Annotated in this window: 19 protein-coding genes; 7 read left to right on the forward strand and 12 right to left on the reverse strand. The window is 66.1% G+C overall.

Annotation, left to right across the window (positions count from 1 at the left end; genetic code table 11):
* Nucleotide 1: 1 nt before the first annotated feature.
* The 3 genes from NJQ44_RS08300 to NJQ44_RS08310 are packed head-to-tail and all read right to left on the reverse strand — an operon-like array spanning nucleotide 2 to nucleotide 3,875.
* Complete coding sequence (locus NJQ44_RS08300) at nucleotides 2-1,096, reverse strand: ABC transporter permease (RefSeq protein WP_254274217.1); 1,095 nt, start codon at nucleotides 1,094-1,096, stop codon at nucleotides 2-4.
* The gene (locus NJQ44_RS08305; RefSeq protein WP_254274218.1) at nucleotides 1,089-2,972 is read right to left on the reverse strand and encodes an ABC transporter permease; all 1,884 of its coding nucleotides are present in this window, start codon (nucleotides 2,970-2,972) and stop codon (nucleotides 1,089-1,091) included. Before NJQ44_RS08305 ends, NJQ44_RS08300 begins: the two co-directional genes overlap by 8 nt.
* Entirely contained in the window at nucleotides 2,973-3,875 is a 903-nt protein-coding gene (locus tag NJQ44_RS08310; RefSeq protein WP_254274219.1) for an ABC transporter ATP-binding protein, read from the reverse strand.
* Between the two features lie 60 nt (nucleotides 3,876-3,935).
* Between NJQ44_RS08310 and NJQ44_RS08315 the strand changes: the two genes are divergently transcribed.
* Nucleotides 3,936-4,361 carry an SRPBCC family protein gene (locus tag NJQ44_RS08315; RefSeq protein ID WP_254274220.1) on the forward strand — a complete coding sequence of 142 codons (426 nt, stop codon included), beginning with the start codon at nucleotides 3,936-3,938 and terminating at the stop codon, nucleotides 4,359-4,361.
* A gap of 18 nt (nucleotides 4,362-4,379) precedes the next feature.
* Here NJQ44_RS08315 and NJQ44_RS08320 read toward each other — a convergent pair whose 3' ends face one another.
* The 5 genes from NJQ44_RS08320 to NJQ44_RS08340 form a co-directional block, all read right to left on the reverse strand.
* Nucleotides 4,380-4,616: a transcriptional regulator gene (locus tag NJQ44_RS08320; protein WP_254274221.1), complete on the reverse strand. Its 237-nt coding sequence runs from the start codon at nucleotides 4,614-4,616 to the stop codon at nucleotides 4,380-4,382.
* 181 nt (nucleotides 4,617-4,797) lie between these two features.
* Complete coding sequence (locus NJQ44_RS08325) at nucleotides 4,798-5,784, reverse strand: sensor histidine kinase (protein ID WP_254274222.1); 987 nt, start codon at nucleotides 5,782-5,784, stop codon at nucleotides 4,798-4,800.
* 39 nt (nucleotides 5,785-5,823) lie between these two features.
* Entirely contained in the window at nucleotides 5,824-6,696 is an 873-nt protein-coding gene (gene sucD, locus NJQ44_RS08330; RefSeq protein WP_254274223.1) for a succinate--CoA ligase subunit alpha, read from the reverse strand.
* Nucleotides 6,693-7,841: an ADP-forming succinate--CoA ligase subunit beta gene (gene sucC, locus NJQ44_RS08335; protein WP_254274224.1), complete on the reverse strand. Its 1,149-nt coding sequence runs from the start codon at nucleotides 7,839-7,841 to the stop codon at nucleotides 6,693-6,695. The genes sucD and sucC overlap by 4 nt, the downstream gene beginning before the upstream one ends.
* A 142-nt stretch (nucleotides 7,842-7,983) precedes the next feature.
* Nucleotides 7,984-8,274: a hypothetical protein gene (locus NJQ44_RS08340; RefSeq protein WP_254274225.1), complete on the reverse strand. Its 291-nt coding sequence runs from the start codon at nucleotides 8,272-8,274 to the stop codon at nucleotides 7,984-7,986.
* A 472-nt stretch (nucleotides 8,275-8,746) separates the two neighbouring features.
* On the opposite strand from NJQ44_RS08340, the gene NJQ44_RS08345 reads away from it, so the two are divergent.
* Nucleotides 8,747-9,505, forward strand: a complete 759-nt coding sequence (locus tag NJQ44_RS08345) for an NAD-dependent protein deacylase (RefSeq protein ID WP_254274226.1) — start codon at nucleotides 8,747-8,749, stop codon at nucleotides 9,503-9,505.
* On the opposite strand, the gene NJQ44_RS08350 is transcribed toward NJQ44_RS08345, so the two are convergent.
* Nucleotides 9,502-9,927 carry a DUF5793 family protein gene (locus NJQ44_RS08350; protein ID WP_254274227.1) on the reverse strand — a complete coding sequence of 142 codons (426 nt, stop codon included), beginning with the start codon at nucleotides 9,925-9,927 and terminating at the stop codon, nucleotides 9,502-9,504. The genes NJQ44_RS08345 and NJQ44_RS08350 overlap by 4 nt on opposite strands.
* 121 nt (nucleotides 9,928-10,048) lie before the next feature.
* On the opposite strand from NJQ44_RS08350, the gene NJQ44_RS08355 reads away from it, so the two are divergent.
* From NJQ44_RS08355 to NJQ44_RS08375, 5 genes are all read left to right on the forward strand, one after another.
* Complete coding sequence (locus NJQ44_RS08355) at nucleotides 10,049-10,552, forward strand: DUF7549 family protein (protein ID WP_254274228.1); 504 nt, start codon at nucleotides 10,049-10,051, stop codon at nucleotides 10,550-10,552.
* A 98-nt stretch (nucleotides 10,553-10,650) separates the two neighbouring features.
* A complete protein-coding gene (locus NJQ44_RS08360; protein ID WP_254274326.1) occupies nucleotides 10,651-12,273 on the forward strand; it encodes a type II/IV secretion system ATPase subunit in 1,623 nt (540 codons plus the stop codon).
* Between the two features lies 1 nt (nucleotide 12,274).
* Nucleotides 12,275-14,722 (forward strand): type II secretion system F family protein, encoded by a 2,448-nt coding sequence (locus NJQ44_RS08365; protein WP_254274229.1) that lies wholly within the window; start codon nucleotides 12,275-12,277, stop codon nucleotides 14,720-14,722.
* 53 nt (nucleotides 14,723-14,775) lie between these two features.
* Nucleotides 14,776-16,428, forward strand: a complete 1,653-nt coding sequence (gene ligA / locus NJQ44_RS08370) for an ATP-dependent DNA ligase LigA (protein ID WP_254274230.1) — start codon at nucleotides 14,776-14,778, stop codon at nucleotides 16,426-16,428.
* A 47-nt stretch (nucleotides 16,429-16,475) separates the two neighbouring features.
* Nucleotides 16,476-17,222, forward strand: coding sequence for an MBL fold metallo-hydrolase (locus NJQ44_RS08375; RefSeq protein WP_254274231.1), 747 nt, complete (start codon nucleotides 16,476-16,478; stop codon nucleotides 17,220-17,222).
* Between the two features lie 9 nt (nucleotides 17,223-17,231).
* Here the strand turns inward: NJQ44_RS08375 and NJQ44_RS08380 are convergent, their stop codons facing one another.
* The 3 genes from NJQ44_RS08380 to NJQ44_RS08390 are packed head-to-tail and all read right to left on the reverse strand — an operon-like array spanning nucleotide 17,232 to nucleotide 20,943.
* On the reverse strand, nucleotides 17,232-17,393 hold the full coding sequence (locus tag NJQ44_RS08380) for a hypothetical protein (protein ID WP_254274232.1): 162 nt from the start codon (nucleotides 17,391-17,393) through the stop codon (nucleotides 17,232-17,234).
* 53 nt (nucleotides 17,394-17,446) lie between these two features.
* Nucleotides 17,447-18,550: a DNA topoisomerase IV subunit A gene (locus NJQ44_RS08385; protein WP_254274233.1), complete on the reverse strand. Its 1,104-nt coding sequence runs from the start codon at nucleotides 18,548-18,550 to the stop codon at nucleotides 17,447-17,449.
* A gap of 2 nt (nucleotides 18,551-18,552) precedes the next feature.
* Complete coding sequence (locus tag NJQ44_RS08390) at nucleotides 18,553-20,943, reverse strand: DNA topoisomerase VI subunit B (RefSeq protein WP_254274234.1); 2,391 nt, start codon at nucleotides 20,941-20,943, stop codon at nucleotides 18,553-18,555.
* Between the last annotated feature and the right edge of the window lie 148 nt (nucleotides 20,944-21,091).

A 21,091-nucleotide genomic window follows, 5' to 3' on the forward strand; every position in this document is an offset into this window, starting at 1 on the left:
ATCAGAGCGCGGCGGCGTCGACGCGGGCGACGTACCGACGCGCCACCGCGTAGCCGAAGACGGCGAGGCCGACGGCCCCGGCGACGTGCGCATAGGTCACGAGCGTCGGGCTATCGACGGCGAGTTTCGCCACCGTCGTCGCCGGGTGTTCCGGCAGGGCGACGGCCGCGCCGAAGACGACGAGCGTGAGCACGGAGTACAGCAGTTGCGCGGGCCGTCGCTTCCGCATCCCGACGCCGAGGACGACGCCGATAGTCACGACCAGCGCCGAGGCGGCGGTGATGAACACCAGAAGTGGGACGACGTTCGCAACCCGGATGCCGTTCAGCGACAGCAGGGCGACCCACAGGAGCGACTGGGCGGGTGCCAACACCACCATCCCGAGCGCCTTCCCGTCGACGATGTCCAGCAGCGACACCGGCGCGACCCGAAGCAGTTCCAGCGTCCCCCGCTCTATCTCCTCGGTGATGGTGTCGACGGCGACGGACCCGCTGATGAACGCCGGGAGAAACAGGAGGAGGGGAATCAACACGGTGTAGGTGAACCCGAAGTACGGACTCGCCGCGGCCTCCGGCGGGAGGGGAACCGGTAACCGGTCGAGCGACCCGATTCGCCGGGTCCGCTCCTGTCGTTCCAGCGTGTTCAGCACCCGCCGCACCTCGACGACGATGAGCGTCGACCGCACGCTCCCCTCGGGGATGCGCGCGGTCACCGCTATCCGATTGCCGTCACCCGCGTTCGAGTCGGTGTACCTGCCGTTCAACACCGCGTCGACCCGTCCCTCTTGGAAGGCGAGGATGGCGGCGTCCGGATTCCGATAGACGACGGCGTTGGCCCCTTCGTGTTCGCTCGCGGCGCGGAGCAGTTCGTCTCGGGCGTCGCCGGTAACGGCCATTTCAACCTCCCCGGTCGAGACGGAACTCGGGTCGTACAGCGACGTGAGGCCGACGACGAGGAACGACGAGAACCCCGCCACGAACAACTGGATGAGCAGGGCGAGGACGATGGTCTTCTCGCGGGAGAGCGAGGCCACGTCCCGTCGGGCGATGACCAGTCGCGGGTCCCGGTACCACGGCCGAGAATCGCCTTCAGGCAAGGGAACTCACCACCGTCAGATTGTAGGCGAAGTGAACGACGACGGCGACCCCCACGGCCGCCGCGTAGGCGCTCCGACCGCGTTGTGCACCCACCGACGAGATGGCGGCCGTCACCGAGTGCAAGGCGAGGGGCGCGAACAGGAACAGCAGCGCCACGACCCACAGCGGAACCCCGGCGGGCGGCGTCGCCCCCTGCAAGGCGGCGTTCCCGATGGGCAGGCTCTCCAGGTCGGAGAGTCGCGCGATGAGCAGGCCCTTCTCGGCGACGAAGAAGCCGAGGCCCGAGAGCGCGCCGAGGCCGAGTGCCGACCGCACGGTTCGCTCGTAGCGGGCGTGGGCGTACCCGGCGTAGATGTGCAGGCTCTTCGCGAGTTCTTCGACCAGCGCGACGACGACGAGGATGAGGACGATGCCCAGCGACTGGTTCGTCCCGAAGACGTTCAGCGAGACGGAGTCTAAGACGAACAGGAACGCGATGGCCGCCAGTTCCGCGACGACGACGAACGGGAGCAGGACGGCGCTCATCTTCGCCGCGCTCTTCCTGGACTTGATGCGGCCCGCCAGCGCGTCCAGCACCTTCAGCGGAATCGACCGCTGGGTGAACATGTCCTCCTCGCGGTAGAGGCCCGCGCCGAGGCCGAACAACACGAGCGCCGTCACCAGCGGCGGCACCGTCGAGAACGCGAACTCCGAGAGCGTGACCGCCTGCCCGGTGAGGTCCATGACGACCAGCGTCAGCGGCGAGATGAGCGCGATGGGCGTCACGTCGGTGAAGATTGCCGGGACGAACGCGTAGGAGGTCAGCGAGACGGTGATGGTGACGGTGACGAAGGTGAGTTCCTTGAACGAGCGGGCGAACATCGCGCCGCAGAACGTCGCCGACAGGAACAGCAGCGCGATGGGAAGAATCGCCAGCACCGCGATGGCACTGCCGCTGGGCGCGATGCCCGAAAAGCGGAGCGCCGCGGTGATGGCCGCCGCGACGCCGAGCGCCCCGGCGAAGTACGGCAGCGTCTTGCCCGCGATGATGTCGCCCCGTGAGGCGGGCGTCACGAGCAGTAACTCCCCGCGGCGATTCAACCGTTCGGAGAGCATCGAGGACCCGTACGCCTGAATCACGAAGTTCATCGGGACGATGTAGAGGAAGGCGAGGACGAGCGACTCGAAGGGGAACGGCGGCGAGATGTCCGAGGGCGTGCCGCCGCGCACGTCGCCGGTCAACTGCGCGCCGATGTTCCCGAGGTTCGCGCCACCCCCTCCGGCCGCACCGTCTCCGGTCCCGCCGCCAGCGGTGCCACCCGCGGTCCCGTCACTGCCCCCGCCAGCGGTCCCGTCACCGCCCGCCGCGCCGCCGTCCGTGGTTTCGGTCCCGTCGGTGCCATCGCTCACGGCGGTGTCGGTCCGCGTATCGAGCGGACTCGGCCCGTCCTGTGCCCGATAGACGAGCGTCACCGTGACCGGGAACGCGGCCGTCTGATTGTCGTCGCGGGCGAGTGTCCGGTCGTTGTAGCGCTCGGTGGTGTCGCGAAACTCGGTCAGCGCCGCCGCTTGCTTCGACGTTCGAGGGACCGTCTGGAGCGTCGTGCCGACGAACACGAGTTCCTGGTCCCCGCGAGCGGCCGCGGTTCTATCCGGCGATTGCACGCGGAACGACCCGTCCTCCGCGGCCACGTCGTAGTAGGGACTCGACTGCTCGACGCCGATGCGGTAGATGCCCGCGTCGAGGCCGGGACTCGCCCCGGCGACGGCGACGCCCGCGACGCCGCCCATCGCGACGATGGCGACGGCCATGATGGCGATGGTCCGCCGGTCGACGCCGCCCGCGTTCTTCGTCACCTCCCACTTCGCGACCCGGAGCAGTTTGTCCTGACGCATCTACTCTGCGTCCTCCCCGACGTATCGGGTGCCGCGGGTGCCCGCTTCCGCGACATTGAGGAACACCTCTTCGAGGCTGGACTCCTCCGTGCGGATGTCGACGACTTCGCCGCCCGCGGACTCGGCGGCCGTCCGCGTCTCCTCGACGGCGTCCATGCTCTCGACGACGCGGCGGTAGTGGCCGTTCTCGTGGGCGGCCTCCGGCACGTCGACGGTGGTGTAGACGTGGTAGCGCGTCTGGCCGTACTCCTCTTGAAGCGCCGCGAGGTCGCCACGGGCGACGATTTGCCCCTCGTTCATGATGGCGACGCGGTCGCAGATGGACTCGACGTGAAAGAGGTTGTGCGCCGAGAAGACGATGGTCTTGCCTTCCGCCGCGAGTTGCTCGGTGAACTCGATGACGTAGTTCGTCGTCAGCGGGTCCAGTCCCGACGCCGGTTCGTCGTAGATGAGCACGTCGGGGTCGTTGATGAGCGAGCGCGCGATGGCCACCTTCCGCTTCATCCCCTTGGACATGTCGCCGAGTTTCCGGTCGCGGTGTTCCAACTCCAGTTCGTCCAGCGTCTCGTGCATCCGTCTCTCGGCCACGTCGCCGGGCACGTCGTAGAGGTCAGCGAAGAACTCCAAGTACGAGACGGGCGTCATCTCCTCGTACAGCGGCGACTCCTCGGGCAGGAAGCCGAGTCGCTGGCGCATCTCCGTCGTCTCCGTGTCCAGCCCCGCGATTTCGGCGTCCCCCGCGGTCGGTTCGAGGAGTCCGGCGAGCATTTTCAGCGTGGTCGTCTTCCCCGCGCCGTTCGGGCCGATGATGCCGAACACTTCCCCCCGGTCCACCGAGAACGTACTGCCCTCTACGGCGACGAAATCGCCGTACTCCTTACGCAGGTCGCGGGCGTCAATCATCTGCGAACCGGTAGTTACCGAACCAACCTATACCTTGTCTCCGCCCTATCTCGTCTGATAATGAGCCTCTCGCTCGGCGAAACGGACGTGTCGATAGGCGAGACGCCAGACGGGCGCCGCCTCCTCATTCGGCGGCGCGTCGACGCATCTGCCGACGCTGTCTGGGACGTGTTGACCGACACGGAGCGATGGCCCGACTGGGGTCCGTCGATTACCGCTGTCGACACCCCGACGCGCTACATCGCGGCCGGGACGACGGGTCGGGTAAAAACTGTCGCCGGACTCTGGGTCCCTTACGAGATTACGACCTGTGAGAATCACCGCTGGACGTGGTCCGTCGCGGGAATCCCCGCGACTGGGCACGTCGTCGAGTCCCGCCCCACCGGGTCCGTCGTCGGGTTCGAGATACCCCTCCTCGCGAGCGGCTACGCGCCCGTCTGTGCGAGGGCGTGTGGCCGCATCGCGGCGCTCGCGGACCGAGCGTAATCTGCGTCGACCTGAGAATTACTGCTTGGTCACTCGCGCGTCGGATACCTGGTGAATGTCCTCGTTGATGCCACTCCCGTCGCAGTCTTCGTTCGGGCAGCGATAGTGCCACCCGTCCTCCGTGGCCGCTCGCTCGGTGAATCGCCCGCCGCACTCGTCGCAGTAGAGTTGCCCGGCCGAGCACGTATCGAGATGGAGTTCGAGTTCGAGTTCTGTGCCAAAGGTCCGCTTGCAGTTGCGGCAAGTGTGGGGCATACCAGAATGTTACTATTGATTCCTTATAGCTACACCGGAACGTTCACGTCGCCGGGTCGGTCTCCCGGAATACCTGCTCTTTCTTGCGGTTTCTGCGCATCTGTTCACTACTCTCCACTCCACTCGGCTGAAAGATGGACGTTCGGGCAGGCGTTTCAGACGACCTTACTGTCCGGAACGTTCAGCGAACGGTAACGTCGACGCGAGTCCCGCCCGACTCGCTGTCGCCGAGTTCGATGTCCCATCCGAGCGCCGTCGCCGTCCATTCGGCGACGAACAGGCCGTAGCCCTCCCCCTCGCGAGTAGTGCCGTAGCCCTGCTCGAAGACGGCTTCCCAATCTTCTTCCGGGATGCCCGGTCCGTCGTCGGCGACGGCGAATCCGCCGTCCGTGTCGGTGACGGTCACCGTCTCCCCGCCGTGGGCCACCGCGTTCTCCAACAGGCGAGTCAGAATGGTTCGGAGGGCCTCGGGGTCCGTCGCTATCGTCTGTTCGGCTTCCACGGCGAGCGTCGAATCGGTCGTCGCGACTTTCGCCCAGACCTCCCGCACCACGTCGTCGAGCGCTACTGGTTCGCTCTCGTCGACCGGCCCCATCACCTGGACGACCGTCGAGAGTTCGCCGAGCAGGGAGTCGACGCGCCTGACGGAGCGCGTCATCGCGTCTGCGTGCGTCTCGTCGATATCGACGAGTTCGAGTCGACCGGAGACGACGTTCAGCGGGTTCTTCGCGTCGTGAGCCAGCGAGCGAATCACGGCCTCCCACCGACCGGTCATCGCTGCCCCGTCCACCCACGGGAGCCGAACCGAGGTGCGGAGTTTGGCCGCGAGTTCGGGCGCGCTGTCTTGGTCTCGCCACGCGACGTACTCGCTGAGCCCCGCCGCGAGCATCGCTTCGATACGGTCGCCGTCGTTCCCCTCGCCGACCGCCAGCACGGGGAGGGCCGCGTCGGCCGCGCGGACGCGCTGGAACGCGTCGAGGGCGTCGGTGTCCGGCGGGTCGTCCGCGACGAGGAACGCGTCGAACGCGTCTCCCGTGACCGACGCGGGGTCCGCGACGGCCGTCACGTCGACGCCGTCGTGCTCGGCGAGCGCGGGATGTATGTCACTGACGGACGCGCTGTCGAGGCCGTACGAGGCGACCCGCACTGTCTGCTCACCGGGACTCATTCGCTTCACGTACGAAAAGCGGGAATAAGAAAGCGAGGGTTACAGCAGGTCTTCGATGTGGTCGGCGACTTCCTCGGGCGTGTCGCCCACTGGGACGCCGTTGTCTTCGAGGGCCGAAATCTTCGATTCGGCGGTGCCGGTCCCGCTACCGGAGACGATAGCGCCCGCGTGGCCCATGCGCTTGCCCGGCGGGGCCGTACGACCGGCGATGAAGCCAGCGACGGGCGTGTCCATGTGCTCGCCGATGTAGCGCGCCGCTTCTTCTTCGTCCTCGCCGCCGATTTCGCCGCACATGGCGACGGCGTGGGTGTCGGGGTCGTTCTCGAACAGTTCCAGCGCGTCGATGAAGTCCGTACCGATGATGGGGTCGCCGCCGATGCCGATGGCGGTGGACTGACCGAGTCCGCGCTCGGTGAGATTGTCGACGACCTGATAGGTCAGGGTCCCCGAGCGGGAGACCAGGCCGACGTTGCCCGACGAGAAGATGTTGCCCGGCAGGATGCCGAGTTTGGCGACGCCGGGAGTGATGAGGCCGGGGCAGTTCGGCCCGACGAGGTACGTATCGGTCTCCTGCAGTTTGCGGTAGACGCGGGCCATGTCCTGCGTCGGGACGCCTTCGGTGATGGCGACGACGAGGTCCAGGCCCTTCGCGTCCAGCGACTCGAAACAGGCGTCGGCGGCGAACGCGGGCGGGACGAACACGACGGAGGCGTTGGCGTCCTCCTCGCGGGCGGCCTGCTGGACGGTGTCGTAGACGGGAACACCGGCGACTTCCTGACCGCCGCGGCCGGGCACCGCGCCAGCGACCACGTTGGTCCCGTACTCGAGCATCTGCTCGGTGTGGAACTTCCCTTCTCCGCCGGTGATACCCTGCACGACGACGCGCGTGTCTTCGTCGACTAGAACACTCATGCTTCCACCTCCTGTGCGAACTCGACGGCACGTTGGACAGCGTCCTCCAGCGTGTACTCGACCGTGACGAGTTCTTCGTTCAGAATCTCCATGCCCTCCTCGGCGTTGGTCCCGGCCAGTCGGACGACGACTGGCTTGGGAATCTCGTCGAACTGTTCGAGGGCCTGATTGATACCCTGTGCCACCTCGTCGCCGCGCGTGATGCCGCCGAAGATGTTGAACACGACGGAGTCGACGTTGTCGTCGGAGAACACCATGTCCAGCGCGTTCGCGATGCGGTCGGCTTTCGCGCCGCCGCCCACGTCGAGGAAGTTAGCGGGCGTGCCGCCGTAGTAGTCCACGAGGTCCAGCGTCGTCATCACGAGGCCCGCGCCGTTGCCGATGATGCCGACGTTACCCGAGAGGCGGACGTAGTCGAAGCCGTACTCGTCGGCCTTCTGTTCGAGTTCGTCGCCCTCCGCGGCCTCCTCGCCCATCTCGGCGAGTTCTGGCTGGCGGAACAGGGCGTCGTCGTCGATGTTCATCACGGCGTCGGCGGCGACGACCTCGTCGTCGCTCGTGATCATCAGCGGGTTGACCTCGACGTCGCTGCCGTCCCGGTCGTCCCAGAGCTGGTAGAGCGTCGTCAGCACCGAGGCCACGTCGTTGGCGACGTCGCGGTCGACGCCCGCCTCGTAGACGACCTTCCGGGCCTGGAAGGGGTGCATCCCGAAGGCGGGGTCGATGTGTTCGCGCGCGATGGCGTCGGGGTCTTCCTCGGCGACTTCCTCGATGTTGACGCCGCCTTTCGTCGAGACCATCGCGACGGGTTTGCCCTCGCCGCGGTCCATCGTCACGCCGACGTACAGTTCGTTTACGAAGTCGACGGCCTCCTCGACGAGCACCTTCGAGACGTGGTAGCCCTTGAGGTCCATCCCGAGGATGGCGTCCGCGGCCTCGCGAGCCTCGTCCTTGCTCTCGACGAGTTTGATACCGCCGGCTTTTCCGCGACCACCGACGTGGACCTGTGCCTTGATAGCGACCGGGTACCCGATTTCTTCGGCCGCGTCGACGGCCTCGTCGACTGTTTCGGCCAGTTGCGACGCGGGTGTGGGGACTCCCGCCTCGGCGAAGACTTGTTTCGCCTGGTATTCATGCAATCGCATGTCATACGGACAGGCGAGCGGTGGCGGTTTAAATCCGTCTTTCGCGGACGCACTAGCTGCCTGTCACTTCTCGGCATTGTTGTGGCTTCGGAAATTCCACCCGGAGAAAGTGACCGAATTTCGCGAAATATGCGGATAGGTGCTATACCGAGTCGGTATGTGGCCCGTCGTGGCCGTCCCACCGAGCATGCAATCGGAGAATCCCGGCCCCGCCGAGCAAGAGGAGTTGATGGAGCGTCGTGCCGAGGGCGACTGCCCCCGCGACGCTCGCGACGACGAGCCACGCCGGAGCGCCCTGATACAGCAGGACGGAGAGAACGATGACGCCTGCCATCGCGCCGTTGCGGAGGGCACAGTACAGTTCCGAGCGGAGGAGCGCGCCAACGCTCGTCGCCGCGATGTCGTCGTCGTTCACGAGTCGGTCGTAGCACATAGCACCCTGTGAGGACTCGGCACAGTTAAATCGGCCGCCGGGCCGTCTCAGAGGAGGCTACTCGCGGGGAGCAAGTCCAACTCACAGGGCTGGCACGTCTCCATCCCGAACCGGTCGAAGCACTGTCTGTCTTCCCCGCACAGTTCGCACACGCCCGGACTCCCGTACGTGGAGTCAGACCGCTCACTCGACCCGTACAGTCCACTGGTTCTGCGAGACTGTTTGTTCAGCGATGACAGCATTTAGTAGCTGATATTTTCATTCAGGCGGGCATAAAACTATTTTATCACGATTATTGCTCGTGGAACTGCCGTATTCCCCAATTAATGGCTGGGTGGCCGCACGCTAGTCACCAACTGGTTAACCGCTGGCATCTGGCGGTGTCGAAGTGCCTCGGCAATGCGTCTGCGCGGACCGGTGACGGCTGACCGGTAGCGATTCCACGGTTCGCCGAGTAAGGGGACAACAACGCATGCACGATATCGACACGGACACCCTCGACACCGTCGCCGACGCCCTCCGGCGGGCCGACACCGCCGTCGCGCTGACCGGTGCGGGCGTCTCGACGGCGTCGGGCATTCCCTCGTTCCGCGGCGAAGACGGTATCTGGGACCGCTTCGACCCGACGGATTTCCACCGTCGACGGTTCGACGCCGACCCCGCTGGCTTCTGGGCCGACCGGCGTACGCTCCGGGAGGAGATGTACGGCGACGTGAAACCCGGCCCGAACGCCGCACACGACGCGTTGGCGGCGCTGGAAGCCGAGGGGCACGTCGACGCCGTCGTGACGCAGAACGTCGACGGCCTCCACGCCGACGCCGGAAGCCAACGCGTGGTCGAACTCCACGGCACGCACCGCCGCGTGCGGTGTGACGACTGCGGTGACCGCCGTCCGGCCGACCCGGTGTTCGCCGCGGCGGCCGACGGTGACCTCCCGCCACGGTGTGACTGCGGCGGCGTGTACCGGCCCGACGTGGTGCTGTTCGGGGAATCACTGCCGGACGACGCGCTGACGGACGCGCAGGGACTGGCCCGCGAAAGCGACGTGTTCCTCGCCGTTGGGTCGTCCCTGTCGGTCAGACCCGCCTCGTTACTGCCAAAGATAGCCGTCGACTCGGGGGGTCGATTCGTCGTCGTGAACTTCGACGAGACGACGCGGGACGGGGCGGCGACAGACGTGATTCGGGAGGACGTTACGGACGTGCTACCCGCGCTCGAAGAGCGGGTCTAGAGTTCGACGCCGCCGGGAATGAGGCTTCGCTGGCGGAGGAGGCTGCCGTCGTGGTCGTAGACGAGCAGCGTCCCCTTTTCGTACGCCACGGACTCGCCGTCGCTGTCGGTCAGGACCACGCGGTACTCCCCGTCGTCGTGGCTCTCGGCGGCGGCGACGAACCCGTCGATTTCGCCGGGGTCGGCCATGACTTCGAGGACGAACTCGCCGGTCATGCGGTTCGTCAGCGACAGGACGCCGCCGTCGGTGTCGGCCTGCCGTCGGAACGTTACGTCGACTTCGCCGCCGTCGAGTGTCTCGCCGGTCGCGGTCGTGAGGCGCTCTCGGAGTACACCCGACGGGCCGTCGTAGTCGATACTGAGCGTAGGTGTCCCGTCGTCGGGGTCTTCTCGGATGTCGAGCGTGAAGTAGTCGCGCCTCATTCGGGTGATTGACGCTTGGGTCGCCGTCGCAATGAACGTAACGGCGGCGGCACCGACACAACCGTTTTGCGTCGGCGCTTTCGGTAGCTTTTACCCCGTCGCTGTCGCCGGTGCTGACAGGATGACGTGGGTGAAGTCAGAGTACGCCGGAGAACTGGCCGTCCTCTCGACGTGGTTGGTAGCGCTGGCCCCGTGGTCGGCGTCTGTCTTCGAGGTGTCGAACCTGACGGTCGTCGCGCTTCGCTTCCTCCCCTTCAGGTTCCAGTTCATCTTCGGCGCGACCCTCGACAACGAGCGCCCGTTCCTCTGGGCGTGGGAAGTCGCCCGGTTCCAACAGTCGGCGGAACTCACGCTGGCGGGCTACGCCGGGTTCGCCGCCTTCCTCCTCTTTGCGGTCCCGTTCGCGCTGAGCCTGTTCTACTACTTCGAAGAGGAGCGACTGACCGACGCGCTGCCCGTCGACCCCGTGGCGCTGTTCGGGTGGTTACTCGCCGGTGTCGCCGCCCTCACCCTCGCCGCGACGGCGCTGTTCGTCCGGTACTTCCCGGGCCTGACCGTCCCCGTCGGGGCGGCCGTCGCCGCCGTCCTCGCGTACGTCCTGCTCACCAGCGAGCAGGCGGACTGAATCTGCGGACGGAGTGGTACGAACCGGGCGCGCGAATTTAAGTAGGTGGCCACATAATGGCTGATAACTGCTGTCCGACCCATCTTCACTGGCTACCGATGGCTAACCCCGAGACACCTGCCCCCGGCGACGTCGTCCGCGACCCACTCGGTCACGTGCAGTCGTGGCTCTCGCGCACCGCGAGTCTCCTCTCCGGGTCGGTCGTCCCGGAGTCGAACTACGACCCGAGCAGGCACGACTCGCTGGTGACTTTCGACGGCCTCGCTGGCTACGAGGAAATCGAGCGCTACTGGCTCAACGCCCCGTTCTCGTTCGTCTCCATCGAACACGACACGCAGAACGACGAGCACCTGTACCACGTGGTCGAACCCTCGCTCACGGACATCGAATCCGAACTCTTAGACCGCCTGTACGACGACGTTCGCGGCCCGCTCATCTACCGCCGCGACGTGGAGACAGACCCCGAGACGGCGCTCCGAGAGGAGTTGCGCGACCGTCTGGAGGAGTACGGCGTCGTCGTCGAACCCGAGACGTTCTACCGGTTGTTCTACTACCTCTACCGCTCGTTTCAGGGGTACGGCTACATCGACCCGCTGATGCACGACCCCCACATCGAGGACATCTCCTGTGACGGGTCGAACCTCCCGATATTCATCTACCACGACGACTACACCGATATCGAGTCGAACATCGTCTACGGCGAGGAGGAACTCGACGACTTCGTCATCCAGTTGGCGCAGCGCTCGGGCCAACACGTCTCCATCTCCGACCCCGTCGTCTCGACGACGCTCCCGGACGGGTCGCGTATCGAACTCGCGCTCGGCGAGGAAGTCACTCCGCGTGGCTCCGCGTTCACCATCCGGAAGTACGCCGACGAACCGTTCACGCCCATCGACCTGCTGGAGTACGGCACCTTCTCGCTGGAGATGCTCGCGTACCTCTGGTTGGCTATCGAGTCCAACAAGTCGCTCATCTTCGCTGGCGGGACGGCGGCGGGCAAGACCACGTCGATGAACGCGCTGGCGATGTTCGTCCCGCCGCGTTCGAAGGTGCTGACCATCGAGGACACCCGCGAACTGTCGCTGTACCACGACAACTGGCTCTCCTCGGTCACCCGCGAGCGACTCGACGACTCCGACATCACGATGTACGACCTGCTCCGGTCCGCCCTCCGTCATCGACCCGAGTACATCGTGGTTGGCGAGGTCCGCGGCGAGGAGGCCATCACGCTGTTTCAGGCGATGAACACCGGCCACACGACGTTCTCGACGATGCACGCCGACTCGGTGCAGACGGTCATCAACCGACTGGAGAACGAACCTATCAACGTCCCCCGGCCGATGGTGCAGAGTCTCGACATCCTCTGCGTGCAGGTGCTGACCCGGTCGGGCGACGAACGCGTCCGCCGTGCGAAGACGCTCGCGGAAATCGAGGGCATCGACCAGCGGACCGGCGAACTCGACTACTCGACGAGTTTCTCGTGGCGGGCGACCGAGGACCGATTCGCCGAGAACAACAGCGAACTGCTCGACGAGATTCGCGAGGAACGAGGGTGGAGCCAGTCGACCCTCCTCACCGAACTGAAAGACCGACAGCGGTTTCTGGAGTACCTCCGACAGCAGGAGGTCGGAGACTACCGTCGCTTCACCGCGATGGTCAACAAGTACTACGCCGACAAAGACGAAGTCATGGACCGCATCGGGTCCAGCGTGACGGTCTGACATGGCGCTGAACCCGATAGGGCTGGCCCCGCTTATCGTCGTCGCCTGCATCCTCGCCGGGGCGGCGCTGGCCTCGGTGAGCGAGGGATTCGACCGCCGCGTGACGCGGTTCGCCCGCCGCTTGTTCGGCCGGTACGTCACGGCCGCGCCGGAACGCGAGCGCCAACTCGAAGCGGCCTACATCGGACAGACGTACCGGGGGTACGCGGCCCGAACGCTCCTGATTACCGGGCTCGCCGCCCTCGGCGGCGCGGCGGCCGGGGCATATGTCGTCGGCGGATTCTTACTCCTCGTCCCGACTATCGTCGACCTGCTGATGGGACTGCCGCGGACGATGGTGAACGCGCTCGGCATCCGGGGGTTCGAACTCGTTCTGACAGGGCGCCAGACGCTGGGTATCCTCATCGGAAGCGGGGTCGTCTTCGGTATCGGATGCGCCGCCGTCGCCTACTGGCTTCGCTGGGAACTCCCGCGGAACACGGCGGAGGTGCGTCGGCGGAATATCAACGAGGGGATGACACGCACCATCGCGTTCATGTACGCGCTCTCGCGCGGTGGGGTCGCATTCCCGGATGTGATGCGCGTGCTGGCGAGGAACGACGATATCTACGGCGAGACGGCCCGGGAGATAAGCATCGCTATCCGGGAGATGGACATGTTCGGCAAGGACATGATAACGGCCATCGAACGGATGACCGCCCGAACGCCCAGCGAGGAGTTCAAGACCTTCGCGGAGAATCTCTCCAGCGTCCTCCAGAGCGGCCAGTCGCTGTCGACGTTCCTCAACGACCAGTACGAGCGGTATCAGGAGGAGGCCGCGGAGCGACAGGCCGACCTGCTCGAATCGCTCGCCACCATCGCCGAGGCGTACGTCACCATCTTGGTCGCCGGGGTGCTGTTCCTCATCACCATTCTGCTCGTCTTCGGTCTGACGACGACGGACACCCTCGTATTCCTGCAACTACTCGGCTACCTCGCGATTCCGCTGGCGAACCTCGGCTTCATGGTGTATCTGGGGCAGAAACTCGACGCCCTGGGCATCGGGCGAGCGGGAACGACGGGGGTCCTCGACCGGCAAGACCTCTCGGCGCTCGGCCGTCCGAAACCGGTCCAGACGCGGACCGGGGTGACCGACGGCGGGATGCTCCCCAACGAGGGGGCCAACTGGCGGCGACTCCGGATGTACGACCGCGTCCGGGCGGTGAGACGGACGCTTCGCTCGCCGGTCCAGACGCTCGTCTGGAACCCCTCAAAAGTGCTGTACCTCGCGGTCCCGGTCGCTATCGTGTTGTTCGCGGTCCGCGCACCGCAGGCGTTCCAGACCGGGTCGATGAACGTTCGACTGCTCGACGACTTTCTCGTCCAGTCCGCGCTCGTCGTGCTCGGGTCGTTCGCCGTCGTTCGGACGCTCTATACGCGGCGCGTCCAGCGCATCGAGGCGGCGACGCCGGAACTGCTCGAACGGTTGGCGAGCCTCAACGAGGCGGGGATGACGCTCGTCGAGAGCCTGCGCCGGGTTCGAGGGAGCGAGGTGGGTGTCCTCTCGCCCGAAGTCGACCGCATCTGGGCGGACATCCGGATGGGCGCGAACGTCGAGGACGCGCTTATCCGGTTCGGCCGCCGAATTCGAACGGTGGCGATTACGCGGGTGGTGACGCTGGTGACGCACGCGATGCAGGCCTCGGGGCAACTCGGCCGCGTGCTCCGAATCGCCGCCTCCCAGTCGCGGGCGGACCGGAGACTCCAGAAGCGCCGCCAACAGCAGATGCTCACCTACCTCGTCGTCATCTACGTCTCCTTTCTCGTCTTTCTGGTCATCATCGTCGCCGTCCAAGAGGTACTGGTCCCCAGTCTCCCCTCGTCCGTGCCGACGCCGCCCTCCTCGAACCGCCTCGGCGTCGGCGTCGACCAGTTCGCACGTCTCGGCCAAGTCGATAAGGCGGCGTACACACTCGTCTTCTTCCACACGGCGCTGATTCAGGCCGTGTTGACCGGGTTCGTCGGCGGCCAGTTAGGTGAGGGGTCGCTCCGCGACGGGGCGAAACACGCCGCCGTGTTGCTCGGCTTCGCTTACCTCGTGTTCGTCCTGCTGTCCTCGCCGGTGGCCTCGATGACGATAACCGAGCCTACCGTCGAGAACGGCCAGATTTCGGTCGATTCGGCATCGCTGTCCAGCGGCGGATTCCTCGTCGTCCACGCCCACGACGAGGACGGGCGAGTCGTCGGCGTCTCCCCGTACCTCGCCCCGGGGTCACACAGCGACGTGTCCGTCCAGTTGGACAACCCGCCGTCGGCGGGCCAGGACGTCGTCGTCGTCGCCCACCGCGACACCAACGGGAACGGCGTCCTCGACTACGACTTCGAGTTCCCCGGTTCCGACGCGACCGACCGACCCTACCCGGCCTCCGGGCAGAGCCAGACCGTCTCGGTGACGGTCGAGTTGGAGTGACTCCGGGTCGGGAATGAATGGGTTTACCCTCGCCCACCGGATACCGACAGCCGATGGAGTTCGCTGACTTCGCCGCCCGCGCGTCCGAAATCGAGTCCGAGAGCGCCGATATCGCCATCACGGAATCGGTCACCGAACTGCTCGGCGAGGCGGACGACGACTTGGCGACGCTCGCGCGGTTCGTGCAGGGGCGGGTGTTCCCCGCCCACGAGTCGACGACGCTCGATATCGGGCCGCGATTGTGCTACGAGGCCATCGCGCGCGCCGCGGGGCAGAACGTGAGCGCCGACGACGTGGAGACCCGGTTGGCCGAGCGGGGTGAAATCGGCGAGGTGGCGGCGAGCTACGACTTCGGGGGGCAGCGCGGCCTGGCCGCGTTCGGGTCCGGCGGCGAGGACGCGCTCACCGTCGCGACCGTCGCCGACGAACTGTCGGCTCTCGCCGCCGTGACGGGGTCGGGGAGCCAGGAGACGAAAGTCGACATGCTGTTCGGGCTATTCAACCGCGCGGACCCCGAGGAAGCCCGCTATCTCGCACGCCTCGTCCTCTCGGAGATGCGTATCGGGGTCGGCGACGGCACCGTCCGCGACGCCATCGCGGCCGCCTTCGACGCGCCGGTCGACGCCGTCGAACGTGCGCTCCAGGTCTCGAACGACTACGGCTACGTCGCCGAGGTGGCCCGCGACGAGGGCGAAACGGGACTCGCCGCAATCGACCTCGAAGTCGGCCGCCCAGTGCAAGCGATGCTCGCCCAGGCCGGGACGAGTACCGGGGCGCTCGAAGACTGGGAAGCGGTCGCCGTCGAGTGGAAGTACGACGGCGCTCGCGTACAGGTCCACTTCGACGGCGAGTCGGCCCGCCTGTTCTCGCGAAACATGGAGGAGGTGACCGACCCGCTTCCCGAAATCGTCGCCACCGTCGACGACGCGCTGGAGACACCGGCTATCCTCGACGGCGAGGTGGTCGCCGTCGACGACGACGGCGCGCCGCTCCCGTTTCAGGAGGTCCTCCGGCGGTTCCGCCGGAAACACGACGTGGCCGCCACCCGCGAGGACGTGACCGTCCGTCTGCATCTGTTCGACTGTCTGCACGCCGACGGCGAGGATTTGCTCGACGCGCCGTTGCGCGAGCGACACGACCGCCTCGAATCGCTGTTTCCCCCGGATACCGTCTCGGACCTGTGGACCACCGACGACCCGGCCCGAATCGCGGACATCGAGGCCGAAGCGCTGGAGGCGGGCCACGAGGGAATCATGCTGAAGGACCCCGACGCGGCGTACACGCCCGGCAAGCGCGGGAAGAACTGGCGCAAGCGCAAACCCGACGTGGAGACGCTCGACTGCGTGATCACCGGGGCCGAATGGGGCGAAGGCCGCCGGGCGAACGTCCTCGGAACGTTCGAACTCTCGGTACGCACGGACGACGGATTCGCGCACGTCGGCAACGTCGCCACCGGGTTCACCGACGCGGAACTGGACGCGGTGACCGAGCGCCTCGAACCGCACATCTCTGCCGAATCCGGGCGCGAAGTGGCCCTCGACCCGCATCTCGTCTTCGAGGTCGGCTACGAGGAGATACAGACCTCTTCGAACTACGACGCCGGGTACGCGCTCCGGTTCCCCCGCTTTCTCGCCGTCCGCGAGGACAAGACCCCCGACGATGCGGACTCGCTGTCGCGGGTCGGACGACTCGCCGACGCCGAGTGACCGCGGCGACCGATAGTCGTATCCCACCGGTGCGTGTACGCCCGTCCATGACCATCAGACACGACGGTATCACGGCCGAATGGCTCGGGTACGCGACGCTCAAACTATCGGACGGCGAGACGACGGTCTATCTCGACCCCGGGCGATACGGCGTCCTCACCGGCGAGTGGGAACCCGATACGCCCGGCGTCGGCCATCCGAAGACGCGTGACTACGCGCCGAAGGACGGCGATATCGTCTGTGTCACGCACATTCATCACTACGACCCGGACGGCATCCGTCGCGTCGCCAGCGACGACGCCACCGTCGTCGCGTTCGAGGGCATCAACGTCCACCAGTCTGACCGCGACCTCGATAGACTCGCGGACCTCGACTACGAGGTCCGAAAAGTCGGGATGGAAGACGAACTGCTCGTCGGCGACGTGCCTATCTGGACGATGCCAGCGTACAACCGCGAAGACGGCCCGAACGTCGACGCGAACGGCGACCCGCACCATCCGAAGGGTATCGGCTGTGGATTCCTCGTCGCGCTGGACGACACCCGCGTGTTCTGGCCGGGCGATTCGGACGTGCTCCCGGGCCACGCCGAACTCGACGTGTCGCTGTTCGTCCCGTCTATCTCACAGAGCTATACGATGGACCGTCACAGCGCGGCCGACCTCGCCGCGGAGATGGACCCGGACCTCGTCCTCCCCATCCACTACAACACGTTCACCGCGCTTGAGGCGGACGACGAGGCGTTCGCCGCCGACGTGGCGGGCCGTCGAGTCCCGGTCGTCTTGGACCGCGACTGACGAACTCGGTCACTCGGCCGCCGCCAGCGAGTCGAACCGGTCCCAGCATTCACAGTCGAGGTCCTCCAAACTCGTCACTTCGTCGGGGAAGGAACTCACGGGCATCCCGTCGTCGAACTGGTCGCACTCCTCGCGGTGCAGCGAGAAGTCGTCGCTGGACATGACGGGCATGGCTATAGTCTGCGAGTATAGCGAGATAAAGTTTCGTTCTCGGGCAGTCTTCGCTACAACACGCCCATCTCGGTCAGGCGCTCTGGGAGGTAGGTATCGGTCACGAAGTCGAGGCCGCGCGAGGCGAGCGCCTGCTGTTCCGCCTTCTTCCCGATGTCGAGTTGGAGTTCGATTTGCTCCTTCCAGAAGTCGGTCTGGAAGCGGGGGTCTTCCAGTTCCGATTCCAGCGCGTTGATGTCCGAATCGCTCAGCGGGTCCGTCGGCAGGTCGTAGTCGACGATGTCCTGTGGCCGGATGCCGACGAACTCCGCCTCCGGCGTCGCGAGGTACTCCGAGAGGTGGGCCGACTTGATGGACCCGTAGGCGACGGACCCGTAGATGCGGTACGACCACGGGTCGCCGTCTGTGAAGACCACGACTGGCAGGTCGAGTTCGTCGTGGAGGCGCTTGGTGATGCGCCGGGTCGCCCGCGCCGGTTGCCCTTTGAGGTGGACGACGATGACGTTGTACTCCTCGTCGAACCCGTTCTCGACGAGTCGGTCCCGCATCCCGCCGGTCTCCACGCACAGGATGAAGTCGGCGTCGTGGTCGAGGAACTCGATGGTGTCGGGGTTGTTCGGAATCTGATACCCCCCTTCGCCAACGTCCTCCTGACAGTGTATCTCGCGCTCGCCGCGGCGGGTCTGCTCGCGAATCTGGAGCGGCCCCATCAGCGTCGCCCCCGACTCCTCCGGGCGCATGTGGAAGTCCTCGCGGGTGACCTCAGAGACGATTTCCAAGTCCTCGACGAGGTCGTTGGACTCGTCCTGGCTCTCGAACTGCGCTTCTTCGAGGTCCCACGACTCGGAGAGGTAGTACAGTTCACGCAGGGTCGACGAGCGGTCCTCGTCGAGTTGTTGCGCGAGGAAATCGATGGTGTAGGTCGCTTTCAACAGCTTCTCCGCCCCGGAGACGGTCTTGGCCGACCGCGTCGACTGCCGGTCGCCGTACACCCACACGTCCTTGTCCTCGTCGTACTCGATGTTGGACTTGGTCCGGGTGGGAATCGACATCGTGGGCACGTCGCCCTCTGCGAACTGGTCGTAGAACTCCGCCGCGAGGTCGATGAGTTTCTCGCGGGCCACTCTCGATTGGGGTGCGTCGTTGTCCGTGCTCATGGTTAGGCGTCCACCGTCAGTTTCTCGTCTTCGACACCGTCGACGGAGACGGTGAACTCGGCGTCGTCTGTCACGCGGTACTCCAGCGTCGCGGACTCGCCAGCGGCGACGGTCGGCGACCACTTCACGAACCACTCGCCGTCCATCTCGACCACCGTCGCCCCGTTCGTGTCCTGGGGTTCGGCGGTGACGATGTCGGTCAGGTCCACGTCGGCGTTCGTGTCGTCGTTGTTCTCGACGGTCAACCGGACCGTCTCGCCGTCGAACTCGCGTTCGACGAGGACGTTGTTCATGATCCGGGCCAGCGAGTCGTCGATGTGCAACTCGTCGTTGCCCGTCACTTCGGTCAGTTTCTCGGCCATCTCGGGGAGGATGGTCGCGAGTTTGTCCTGCTTCTTCCGGCGCTGTTGGAGCGAGCGGCGCTTGTTGAGGTAACTCTTGAGTTCGCGGGCGGCCTCCCGGATGGCGAGTTCGATTTCGTCTTCCATCTCGGGGATGTTCGCGATGGCGTCCTTGGACTCGCTCGTGAAGGGCACGTTCGTCGACGCGACGTGGACCATGATGACCGCCGGACCGTTCGGAATGCCCGACCCGCCGGGTTGGTCCAAGTTGTAGTTGCGCCAGTTGATGCCCTTGATGACGTCCGTCGTCGCACAGGCCCCGCGCTGATAGACGAGGGGGACGCGGTTAGCGAAGCGCATCACGTCGACGGGCCCGTCGGCCTGGAGGTCGCCGCCGTAGGCGATGCCCGCCTCGACGATGAACGGGTCGCCGCCGTGGACGGCCGCATCGCGGGTCGAGGCGGCGTAGAAGTCGGCCTCGAACTCCTTGCGAAGCCCCTTCTCGACGAGGTCCGCGCCGATGGGCGAGAGGCAGTCGGTCGGCGGGGCGATGATGTCCGTCTCGCGCATCGCCTCCAGTAGATTACTCGCCGTATCCCGGTCGTCCGCGACTTCGGAGACGTTCGGCGGGTCGTCGGGGACGGGGACGGCGGCGTCCCACAACTGGTCGAGGACGTTCTCGCGGGCCGTCTCGCCGAAGGTGGCGTCGTCGTGTTCCTCGGTCATGTCGGCCGCCCGGTCGACGTACCGGCGGAACTCGTCTCGGGTGAGGCGGTGGCGACTCTCCGTGTCGAACTTCTCCGCGAGTCGACTCGCCATCCCCTCGATGGCCGCGTCGTCTTTCCGCACGGTGGTCGCCGCGTCGACCAGTTCGTACAGGTCGCTGTTTCGTTCGGCCGTCACCGCGGCCCACGCGGCCTCGACGGCGTTCTCTCGAACCGTGGACCCGAACGTAGTGTCGTGTGCGGCCTCGGCGTCTTCGGCGGCGTCGGCGACGATGGCCTCGATTTCGTGGTGGGCCACGCGGTCGCGGTCGTGGATTTCGTCGGACACGGCGGCGGCGAACTCGGCGGTGGCCGTCGCGCCCTTGTTGGCGACGGCCTCCTCGACGGCCGTCTCGATATCCACGTCCTCGTGGTGTTGGGGCGGCTTCCACGCCATCCCGCGGCCGAAGTGGCGGTCGTTGAAGTTGGCGATGATGCTGTCGGCCGTCTTCCCGCCGACGCGGGTGAACTCCCCTTGGACGAACCCAGAGATAGAGTAGGATTCCGTGGCTTCGAGCATCTTCAGGAGCGTCCCGAGTTCGACGCCGTGGGGGTGGGGCCGAATCTCGGAGGTCTCGGCGGGGAGTTCCGCGCCCTCGACGCGTTCGTACTTCAGGGGCTCGTCGAGGCCCGGTTCGTCGAACTCGATGCGGGCGTGGGGGTTGACGACGGCGGTGTCCTGAATGTAGTCGTGGAGGCTCCCGCGCGAGCGCATGTTCGCCTCCATCTCCAACTCGATGCGCGTCCCGTGGGGCCGTTCCCACGAGGTGGTCTCGTCGACGCTAATCTCGGGTTCGTTCGTGTCGGTGTCGACGATGAGTTCGAAGTACTGCGCCTCGGACTGGCCCTTCGGCCGCGAGGTGATTTTCGCGGGCTTCCCCGAGGTGAGTTGGGAGTAGAGGACGGCGGCGGAGATACCGATACCCTGCTGACCGCGGCTCTGCTCGCGGGCGTGGAATCGGGAACCGTACAGCAGTTTCCCGAAGATTTTGGGGAGTTGTTCTTTCGTGATGCCAGGACCGTTGTCCTCGACGACGAGGCGGTAGTAGTCGCCGACTTCCTGAATCTCGACGTAGATGTCGGGCTTGATTCCGGCCTCCTCACAGGCGTCAAGCGCGTTGTCGACGGCCTCCTTGACGGCTGTGACGAGCGCTCGGGCGTTCGAGTCGAACCCGAGCATGTGCTTGTTTTTCTCGAAGAACTCGGCGATGGAGATGGCCCGCTGGGACTCGGCCAACTCCTCGGCGATGCCCTCGCCTTCGCCGAGTCGCGACTGATACGAGGTCATTTCGTGGGGTACGTACCGCCGTCGGGGTTAAAAGGTAATCGCCACCGGGGTGAAAGTGGACTGACCGGGTCCGCGTGCGGGCCCGCAGTAAGGCGGTACTATCGCATCGCGGCGGCCGTTCGGTAAGCGCTCGTTACGCCTCGACCCG

The organism is Haloarcula marina (assembly GCF_024218775.1).
GTDB lineage: Archaea > Halobacteriota > Halobacteria > Halobacteriales > Haloarculaceae > Haloarcula > Haloarcula marina.